The organism is Streptococcus sp. HMSC072D05 (assembly GCF_001815805.1).
Classification (GTDB): domain Bacteria; phylum Bacillota; class Bacilli; order Lactobacillales; family Streptococcaceae; genus Streptococcus.
Genome location: NZ_KV822038.1, coordinates 625,817 through 635,010, shown reverse-complemented (window position 1 = coordinate 635,010; position 9,194 = coordinate 625,817). Strand labels below are relative to the sequence as shown.

Annotated in this window: 9 protein-coding genes; all 9 read left to right on the top strand. The window is 41.9% G+C overall.

Going from position 1 to position 9,194, the window contains the following annotated elements; genetic code table 11:
• The first annotated feature begins 190 nt into the window (after positions 1 to 190).
• A complete protein-coding gene (gene rpsA, locus HMPREF3057_RS08910) occupies positions 191 to 1,393 on the top strand; it encodes a 30S ribosomal protein S1 (RefSeq protein ID WP_049479376.1) in 1,203 nt (400 codons plus the stop codon).
• A gap of 82 nt (positions 1,394 to 1,475) precedes the next feature.
• Positions 1,476 to 1,973 carry a GAF domain-containing protein gene (locus HMPREF3057_RS08905; protein WP_070697284.1) on the top strand — a complete coding sequence of 166 codons (498 nt, stop codon included), beginning with the start codon at positions 1,476 to 1,478 and terminating at the stop codon, positions 1,971 to 1,973.
• Positions 1,973 to 3,631 carry a DNA polymerase III subunit gamma/tau gene (dnaX, locus tag HMPREF3057_RS08900; protein WP_070697281.1) on the top strand — a complete coding sequence of 553 codons (1,659 nt, stop codon included), beginning with the start codon at positions 1,973 to 1,975 and terminating at the stop codon, positions 3,629 to 3,631. The genes HMPREF3057_RS08905 and dnaX overlap by 1 nt, the downstream gene beginning before the upstream one ends.
• 27 nt (positions 3,632 to 3,658) lie before the next feature.
• Positions 3,659 to 3,853: a DUF3272 family protein gene (locus HMPREF3057_RS08895; protein ID WP_000198269.1), complete on the top strand. Its 195-nt coding sequence runs from the start codon at positions 3,659 to 3,661 to the stop codon at positions 3,851 to 3,853.
• A gap of 152 nt (positions 3,854 to 4,005) precedes the next feature.
• Positions 4,006 to 4,776 (top strand): Fe-S cluster assembly ATPase SufC, encoded by a 771-nt coding sequence (gene sufC, locus HMPREF3057_RS08890; RefSeq protein ID WP_000114489.1) that lies wholly within the window; start codon positions 4,006 to 4,008, stop codon positions 4,774 to 4,776.
• A 27-nt stretch (positions 4,777 to 4,803) separates the two neighbouring features.
• Positions 4,804 to 6,066 (top strand): Fe-S cluster assembly protein SufD, encoded by a 1,263-nt coding sequence (gene sufD / locus HMPREF3057_RS08885; RefSeq protein ID WP_049479373.1) that lies wholly within the window; start codon positions 4,804 to 4,806, stop codon positions 6,064 to 6,066.
• 10 nt (positions 6,067 to 6,076) lie between these two features.
• On the top strand, positions 6,077 to 7,303 hold the full coding sequence (locus HMPREF3057_RS08880; RefSeq protein WP_049479372.1) for a cysteine desulfurase: 1,227 nt from the start codon (positions 6,077 to 6,079) through the stop codon (positions 7,301 to 7,303).
• The gene (gene sufU / locus HMPREF3057_RS08875; protein WP_049479371.1) at positions 7,290 to 7,730 is read left to right on the top strand and encodes a Fe-S cluster assembly sulfur transfer protein SufU; all 441 of its coding nucleotides are present in this window, start codon (positions 7,290 to 7,292) and stop codon (positions 7,728 to 7,730) included. The genes HMPREF3057_RS08880 and sufU overlap by 14 nt, the downstream gene beginning before the upstream one ends.
• Before the next feature lie 35 nt (positions 7,731 to 7,765).
• Positions 7,766 to 9,178, top strand: coding sequence for a Fe-S cluster assembly protein SufB (gene sufB / locus HMPREF3057_RS08870; RefSeq protein ID WP_000797057.1), 1,413 nt, complete (start codon positions 7,766 to 7,768; stop codon positions 9,176 to 9,178).
• Positions 9,179 to 9,194: the final 16 nt, after the last annotated feature.

Here is a 9,194-nt window from a genome sequence, read left to right as displayed (position 1 = left end):
TGCGTTGGTTCGAATCCAGCTACCCCAGTTCTTAGGTAATAAATTCAAGATAAAAAGAAAAATATCTTAGGGTATTTTATTTTTATAATTGAAAGACGTGAACGATATGAACATGTCTTTGCGGGTGCTTAGGAAAAAAATTATAAGTATGTCAAGTTTGGAAAAACTTGATTGTTGGAGGATTTTTTAGATGAACGAATTTGAAGATTTGCTAAATAGCGTTAGCCAAGTTGAGCCTGGTGATGTTGTTAGTGCTGAAGTATTGACAGTTGATGCGACTCAAGCTAACGTTGCAATCTCTGGGACTGGTGTTGAAGGTGTCTTGACTCTTCGCGAATTGACAAACGATCGCGATGCAGATATCAATGACTTTGTGAAAGTAGGAGAAGTATTGGATGTTCTTGTACTTCGTCAAGTAGTTGGTAAAGATACTGATACAGTTACATACCTTGTATCTAAAAAACGCCTTGAAGCTCGCAAAGCATGGGACAAACTTGTAGGACGCGAAGAAGAAGTTGTTACTGTTAAAGGAACTCGTGCCGTTAAAGGTGGACTTGCAGTAGAATTTGAAGGTGTTCGTGGATTTATCCCAGCTTCAATGTTGGATACTCGTTTCGTACGTAACACTGAGCGTTTCGTAGGCCAAGAATTTGATGCTAAAATCAAAGAAGTTGATCCTAAAGAAAACCGTTTCATCCTTTCACGTCGTGAAGTTGTTGAAGCAGCTACTGCAGCAGCTCGTGCTGAAGTATTCGGTAAATTGGCTGTTGGTGATGTCGTAACTGGTAAAGTTGCTCGTATCACTAGCTTTGGTGCTTTCATCGACCTTGGTGGAGTTGATGGATTGGTTCACTTGACTGAATTGTCACACGAACGTAACGTATCACCTAAATCAGTTGTAACTGTTGGTGAAGAAATCGAAGTGAAGATCCTTGATCTTAACGAAGAAGAAGGACGCGTATCACTTTCACTTAAAGCAACAACACCTGGACCATGGGATGGCGTTGAGCAAAAATTGGCTAAAGGTGATGTAGTAGAAGGAACAGTTAAACGTTTGACTGACTTCGGTGCATTTGTTGAAGTATTGCCAGGTATCGATGGACTTGTTCATGTATCACAAATTTCACACAAACGTATCGAAAATCCAAAAGAAGCTCTTACTGTTGGTCAAGAAGTTACTGTTAAAGTACTTGATGTTAACGCTGACGCAGAACGCGTATCTCTTTCTATCAAAGCTCTTGAAGAACGTCCAGCTCAAGAAGAAGGACAAAAAGAAGAAAAACGTGCTGCTCGTCCACGTCGTCCAAAACGTCAAGAAAAACGTGATTTCGAACTTCCAGAAACACAAACAGGATTCTCAATGGCTGATTTGTTCGGTGATATCGAACTTTAATCAAATTGATAATCACAAAATCCTTTGTTTAAAACAAGGGATTTTTCTTTTGTCTCTTTCTCATTTTTGATATAATAGTTCTATGTTAGATTCAGAAAAACAATCACAATATCAATTTTTAAATGAGGAACTCTCTTATTTACTTGAAGGTGAGAGCAATGTTCTTGCCAATCTTTCGAATGCTAGTTCCCTCCTAAAATCTCGCTTTCCGAATACTGTATTTGCAGGATTTTATCTGTTTGATGGTAGCGAGTTGGTTTTAGGGCCTTTTCAGGGTGGTGTTTCTTGTATTCGCATTCCGCTTGGGAAAGGCGTGTGTGGAGAAGCTGCTGAGTTTCAAGAGACTGTTTTGGTTGGCGATGTGAGCACCTATCCAAACTACATTTCTTGTGATAGTATGGCAAAGAGTGAAATCGTGGTTCCCATGCTCAAGAATGGTCGATTGCTGGGTGTCTTAGACCTAGATTCTTCACTTATTGATGATTACAATGCCGTTGACCGTGATTACTTGGAACAATTTGTCGCTATTTTGCTTGAGAAGACAGAATGGGACTTTACGATGTTTGAGGAGAAAGCCTAATGTATCAAGCACTTTATCGAAAATATAGAAGCCAGACTTTTTCACAACTGGTAGGCCAAGAGGTTGTGGCTAAAACCCTAAAACAAGCGGTCGAGCAGGAAAAGATTAGTCATGCTTATCTTTTCTCAGGACCTCGTGGAACTGGGAAGACCAGTGTAGCCAAGATTTTTGCCAAGGCTATGAACTGTCCGAACCAAGTGGACGGAGAACCATGTAATAACTGCTATATCTGTCAGGCTGTGACAGAAGGTAGCTTAGAAGATGTTATCGAAATGGATGCAGCTTCGAATAACGGAGTTGATGAAATCCGAGAAATTCGTGATAAATCCACCTATGCACCTAGTTTGGCACGTTATAAGGTCTATATCATAGACGAGGTTCATATGCTATCTACAGGAGCTTTTAATGCGCTTTTAAAGACGCTAGAAGAACCAACTCAAAATGTTGTCTTTATCTTGGCGACCACTGAATTGCACAAGATTCCAGCAACTATTTTATCGCGTGTCCAACGTTTTGAGTTTAAGTCGATTCGAACGCAAGATATTACGGCACATATTCATCATATTTTAGAAAAAGAAAATATCAGTTCTGAACCAGATGCTGTAGAAATTATTGCCAGACGAGCTGAAGGTGGAATGCGGGATGCCTTGTCTATTCTGGACCAAGCCTTGAGTTTGACTCAAGGGAATGCTTTAACTACAGCTATCTCTGAGGAGATTACAGGCACCATTAGTCTATCAGCGCTTGATGACTATGTAGCCGCCTTGTCTCAGCAGGATGTTTCAAAAGCTCTTGATTCTTTGAATCTTTTGTTTGAAAATGGCAAGAGCATGACTCGTTTTGTGACGGATCTTTTACAGTACTTGCGTGATCTACTAGTTGTTCAGACAGGTGGCGAAAATACTCATCATAGTCCAGTTTTTATGGACAATCTAGCTCTTTCTCAGGAAAGTCTCTTTGAAATGATTCGAATAGCGACTGTGAGCTTGGCGGATATGAAAGCAAGCCTACAACCTAAGATTTATGCTGAGATGATGACTATTCGTTTAGCGGAGATTAAGCCTGAACCAGTGCTTTCAGGAGCTGTCGAAAGTGAAATTTCTGCACTGAGACAGGAAGTCGCTCGTCTCAAGCAAGAACTTGCTAATGTTGGAACAGTTCCTAAACAAGTGACGCCAGTCCCTAGCCGTCCAACCACTTCCAAGACTGTCTATCGAGTAGACCGTAATAAAGTTCAGGCTATCCTACAAGAAGCTGTTGAAAATCCTGATTTGGCACGGCAAAACTTGATTCGCCTACAGAATGCGTGGGGGGAAGTGATCGAAAGCTTAGCTGGTCCTGATAAGGCTCTGCTTGTTGGTTCTCAACCAGTTGCAGCCAACGAACACCATGCAATTTTAGCTTTTGAGTCTAATTTCAATGCAGGGCAAACCATGAAACGGGATAACCTCAATACCATGTTTGGCAATATTCTCAGCCAGGCGGCTGGATTTTCACCTGAAATCCTGGCAATTTCCCTAGAGGAATGGAAAGAGGTTCGTGCAGCATTTTCAGCTAAAAACAAGTCTTCTCAAGCAGATCAAGAGGTAGAAGAAGAAAGTCTAATTCCAGAAGGATTCGAATTTCTGGCTGATAAAGTCATGGTCGAAGAAGACTAAAAGTGGATTTCATGGTACAATAATCCTATGACTAGACAACAATTTATCGTGATAGCACTATTTACTGCTGCTGAGACTTATTTTTTCAATGAAGCTTGGATGACTGGTCGCTATTTCATGGCAGCCTTTTGGGCCATTCTACTTTTTCGAAATTTTAGGTTAAGTTATGTAATGGGAAAAATAGTAGACGCCATTGATCAGCACCTAAACCGCAAGGATTAGTCACTAGCTTCTAAACAAAATCAAAGCCTTTTAGGCTTTTTTTTGTTATACTAGTAGAGTATATTTATGGACCTTTTCTTGTATTTTTTAGAGAAATGTAAGTGATTTCTCTAATGATAAAGGAAGTAGGCCAGAAAAAGAAAGGAACTATCATGTCAGTATTAGAGATCAAAGATCTTCACGTTGAGATTGAAGGAAAAGAAATTTTGAAAGGGGTCAATCTGACTCTGAAAACAGGAGAAATCGCAGCTATCATGGGACCAAATGGTACTGGTAAATCGACTCTTTCTGCCGCTATCATGGGGAACCCTAACTATGAAGTTACTAAAGGTGAGGTCTTGTTTGATGGCGTAAACATCCTTGAGTTGGAAGTGGACGAGCGTGCGCGTATGGGACTTTTCCTTGCTATGCAATACCCATCTGAAATTCCAGGCATTACCAATGCTGAATTTCTTCGTGCAGCTATGAATGCTGGTAAAGAAGATGATGAAAAGATTTCAGTTCGTGAGTTCATCACTAAACTAGACGAGAAAATGGAATTGCTCAACATGAAAGAAGAAATGGCAGAGCGTTACCTCAACGAAGGTTTCTCTGGTGGTGAGAAAAAACGTAATGAAATTCTTCAACTTTTGATGTTGGAACCAACTTTTGCTCTTTTGGATGAGATTGACTCAGGTCTTGATATTGACGCCCTTAAAGTCGTATCGAAAGGTGTCAATGCTATGCGCGGCGAAGGCTTTGGTGCTATGATCATCACTCACTACCAACGTCTTTTGAACTACATCACACCAGACGTGGTTCACGTGATGATGGAAGGTCGTGTGGTCCTTTCTGGTGGTCCAGAATTGGCTGCCCGTTTGGAACGTGAAGGATACGCAAAACTAGCTGAAGAACTTGGCTACGACTACAAGGAAGAATTGTAATTCCCTCGTATCTTTTAGGAGAAGTAAATGACTAAAGAGAATATTAAACTTTTTTCAGAAATGCACGCTGAACCAAGCTGGTTGGCTGACCTCCGTCAAAAAGCTTTTGATAAGATTGAGAGTTTGGAATTACCAGTTATCGAGCGTGTCAAATTTCACCGTTGGAATCTGGGAGATGGAACCATCACAGAAAGTGAACCTTCAGCAAATGTTCCTGACTTCACGGCTCTAGATAATCACTTGAAGTTGGTGCAAGTAGGAACGCAGACTGTTTTTGAACAAACTCCAGTTGAATTGGCTGAACAAGGAGTAATCTTTACAGACTTCCACTCAGCTTTAGAAGAAATTCCCGAACTTATCGAGGAATTCTTCATGTCATCTGTTAAGTATGACGATGACAAGTTGGCAGCCTACCACACAGCTTATTTTAACAGTGGTGCTGTTCTCTACATCCCTGATAATGTTGAGATTGCTGAACCAATCGAAGGAATTTTCTATCAAGATAGCGATAGCGATGTGCCATTTAACAAACATATCCTCATCATCGCTGGTAAGAATAGTAAGATTAGCTACCTTGAACGTCTTGAGTCTCGTGGCCAAGGTAGTGCCAAAGCAACTGCTAATATCACAGTAGAAGTGATTGCTCGTTCAGGCGCGCAAGTGAAGTTTGCTGCGATTGACCGTCTAGGTGAGAACGTCACAGCCTACATTAGCCGCCGAGGTAAATTAGGTAACGATGCAAGTATTGACTGGGCTATCGGTGTCATGAACGAAGGAAATGTTGTTGCTGACTTTGATAGTGATTTGATTGGAAATGGTAGCCATGCAGACCTTAAGGTTGTTGCTCTTTCAAGTGGCCGTCAGGTTCAAGGGATTGATACTCGAGTGACTAACTATGGTTGCAACTCTATCGGAAATATCCTCCAACATGGGGTTATCCTTGAAAAAGCAACTTTGACCTTCAACGGTATCGGTCACATCATCAAAGGCGCTAAGGGAGCAGATGCCCAACAAGAAAGTCGAGTTCTCATGCTTTCAGACCAAGCGCGTTCCGATGCCAACCCAATTCTTTTGATTGATGAAAATGATGTTACTGCAGGTCACGCGGCTTCTATCGGACAAGTTGATCCAGAAGATATGTACTATCTCATGAGTCGTGGCTTGGATAAGGCAACTGCAGAACGCTTGGTTGTTCGTGGTTTCCTTGGCTCCGTAATTGTTGAGATTCCAGTCAAAGAAGTTCGTGAAGAAATGATTGCAACCATCGAAGAAAAATTGTCAAAACGCTAAGGGGAAGCCTATGTTAGATGTAGAAGCGATTCGCGAGGATTTTCCAATTTTAGACCAGATTGTCAACGATGAACCTCTGGTCTATCTGGACAATGCTGCGACGACACAAAAACCACTAGCAGTTCTGGAAACAATCAACCGCTACTATGAGCAGGACAATGCCAATGTTCACCGTGGTGTTCATACCTTGGCTGAGCGAGCAACAGCTTCTTATGAAGCTGCTCGTGAAACCATTCGTAAGTTTATCAATGCAGGCTCTACAAAGGAAGTTCTCTTTACCAGAGGAACGACAACCAGCCTTAACTGGGTAGCTCGCTTTGCTGAGGAAATCCTGACTGAGGGAGATCAAGTTTTGATTTCTGTCATGGAACACCATTCCAATATCATTCCATGGCAGGAAGCTTGTCGCAAGACTGGGGCAGAGCTTGTCTATGTTTATCTCAAGGACGGAGCTCTGGATATGGATGACTTGCGCGCTAAATTGACTGATAAAGTCAAGTTTGTCTCCCTAGCTCACGCCTCTAATGTCCTTGGTGTGGTTAATCCTATCAAAGAAATCACGCAATTGGCCCACCAAGTTGGAGCTATCATGGTGGTGGATGGTGCTCAGTCTACGCCACATATGAAGATTGATGTCCAGGACTTGGATGTGGACTTCTTTGCCTTTTCAGGTCACAAGATGGCTGGTCCGACTGGCATCGGTGTGCTTTACGGTAAAGAAAAGTATCTGGAACAAATGTCTCCAGTTGAATTTGGTGGTGAGATGATTGATTTCGTCTATGAGCAATCTGCTAGTTGGAAGGAATTGCCTTGGAAATTTGAGGCTGGAACGCCAAATATGGCAGGTGCTATTGGACTTGCTGCAGCAGTGGATTATCTGGAAAAGATTGGTATGGATGCCATTGAATCTCATGAACAGGAATTGATTGCATACGTCTATCCAAAATTGCAGGCCATTGAAGGTTTGACCATTTATGGTTCGCAGGACTTGGCTCAACGTTCGGGTGTCATTGCCTTTAACCTAGGTGATCTTCATCCCCACGATCTTGCGACGGCTCTGGATTATGAAGGAGTGGCTGTTCGTGCTGGTCACCATTGCGCCCAACCCTTGCTTCAGTATTTAGAAGTCCCAGCAACAGCTCGTGCAAGTTTTTATATCTACAATACCAAGGCAGATTGTGACAAACTAGTCGATGCCCTACAAAAGACAAAGGAGTTTTTCAATGGCACTTTCTAAACTAGATAGCCTTTATATGGCAGTGGTGGCAGACCATTCGAAAAATCCACATCGCCAAGGGAAGCTGGAAGATGCTGAGCAAATCAGTCTCAATAATCCAACCTGTGGGGATGTTATCAACCTCTCTGTCAAGTTTGATGGAGAGAACCGTTTGGAAGATATTGCTTTTCTAAATTCAGGATGCACGATTTCAACTGCTTCTGCTAGTATGATGACAGATGCCGTTTTAGGAAAAACCAAGCAAGAAATTCTAGAACTTGCAACCATTTTTTCTGAAATGGTTCAAGGGCAAAAAGATGAGCGTCAAGACCAACTTGGCGATGCAGCTTTCTTATCAGGTGTTGCTAAATTTCCGCAACGGATCAAATGTGCAACCCTGGCTTGGAATGCCCTTAAGAAAACAATTGAAAATCAAGAAGATAAATAAGAAACATAGAAATATATAATGAAAGAAAGGATATTATGGCTGAAGAAAGAGTAGAACCAAAACCAATTGACCTTGGTGAATATAAATTTGGTTTCCATGACGATGTAGAGCCTGTCCTATCGACAGGAAAAGGATTGAACGAAGAAGTCATTCGCGAATTATCAGCTGCTAAGGGAGAACCTGAGTGGATGTTAGAATTCCGTTTGAAGTCTTATGAAACCTTCAAAAAAATGCCTATGCAAACCTGGGGAGCAGACTTGTCAGAGATTGATTTTGATGACTTGATCTACTACCAAAAACCTTCTGATAAACCTGCCCGTTCTTGGGATGAAGTTCCTGAAAAAATCAAAGAAACCTTTGAACGTATCGGGATTCCTGAAGCTGAGCGTGCTTATCTAGCTGGTGCCTCTGCCCAGTACGAGTCAGAAGTGGTATACCACAACATGAAGGAAGAGTTCCAGAAATTGGGTATTATCTTTACAGATACGGATTCTGCCCTCAAGGAATACCCAGACTTGTTTAAACAATACTTTGCTAAGTTGGTACCGCCGACAGATAACAAGTTGGCAGCCCTTAACTCGGCAGTATGGTCTGGTGGAACCTTTATCTATGTGCCAAAAGGTGTCAAGGTAGATATTCCACTTCAAACCTACTTCCGTATCAACAACGAAAATACAGGTCAGTTCGAACGTACCTTGATTATCGTTGATGAGGGAGCAAGCGTCCATTACGTAGAAGGATGTACAGCACCAACTTATTCTAGCAACAGCTTGCACGCTGCCATTGTAGAAATCTTTGCCTTGGACGGAGCTTATATGCGCTATACAACTATCCAAAACTGGTCAGATAACGTTTATAACCTAGTAACAAAACGTGCCAAAGCATTGAAAGATGCGACTGTTGAGTGGATTGATGGGAACTTGGGTGCTAAAACAACCATGAAATACCCATCTGTTTATCTGGATGGAGAAGGGGCCCGTGGTACCATGCTTTCGATCGCCTTTGCTAATGCTGGTCAACACCAAGATACGGGTGCCAAGATGATCCATAACGCTCCACACACAAGCTCCTCTATCGTGTCTAAATCCATCGCTAAAGGCGGAGGCAAGGTGGACTACCGTGGACAAGTAACCTTTAACAAGAACTCTAAGAAATCTGTTTCTCACATCGAGTGTGATACCATTATCATGGATGACTTATCAGCATCAGATACTATTCCATTTAATGAAATTCACAACTCGCAAGTTGCTTTGGAGCACGAAGCCAAAGTATCTAAGATTTCAGAGGAACAACTCTATTACCTCATGAGTCGTGGTTTATCAGAATCTGAGGCAACCGAGATGATTGTCATGGGATTTGTCGAGCCCTTCACAAAAGAACTTCCAATGGAATATGCAGTTGAGCTGAACCGCTTGATTAGTTATGAAATGGAAGGTTCAGTCGGATAAATCCAAAAAGGAGAAG

Bases quoted from the DNA above. Each gene is read 5' to 3' on its own strand.
- rpsA (WP_049479376.1), top strand. From the start codon at position 191: ATGAACGAATTTGAAGATTTGCTAAATAGCGTTAGCCAAGTTGAGCCT.
- HMPREF3057_RS08905 (WP_070697284.1), top strand. From the start codon at position 1,476: ATGTTAGATTCAGAAAAACAATCACAATATCAATTTTTAAATGAGGAA.
- dnaX (WP_070697281.1), top strand. From the start codon at position 1,973: ATGTATCAAGCACTTTATCGAAAATATAGAAGCCAGACTTTTTCACAA.
- HMPREF3057_RS08895 (WP_000198269.1), top strand. From the start codon at position 3,659: ATGACTAGACAACAATTTATCGTGATAGCACTATTTACTGCTGCTGAG.
- sufC (WP_000114489.1), top strand. From the start codon at position 4,006: ATGTCAGTATTAGAGATCAAAGATCTTCACGTTGAGATTGAAGGAAAA.
- sufD (WP_049479373.1), top strand. From the start codon at position 4,804: ATGACTAAAGAGAATATTAAACTTTTTTCAGAAATGCACGCTGAACCA.
- HMPREF3057_RS08880 (WP_049479372.1), top strand. From the start codon at position 6,077: ATGTTAGATGTAGAAGCGATTCGCGAGGATTTTCCAATTTTAGACCAG.
- sufU (WP_049479371.1), top strand. From the start codon at position 7,290: ATGGCACTTTCTAAACTAGATAGCCTTTATATGGCAGTGGTGGCAGAC.
- sufB (WP_000797057.1), top strand. From the start codon at position 7,766: ATGGCTGAAGAAAGAGTAGAACCAAAACCAATTGACCTTGGTGAATAT.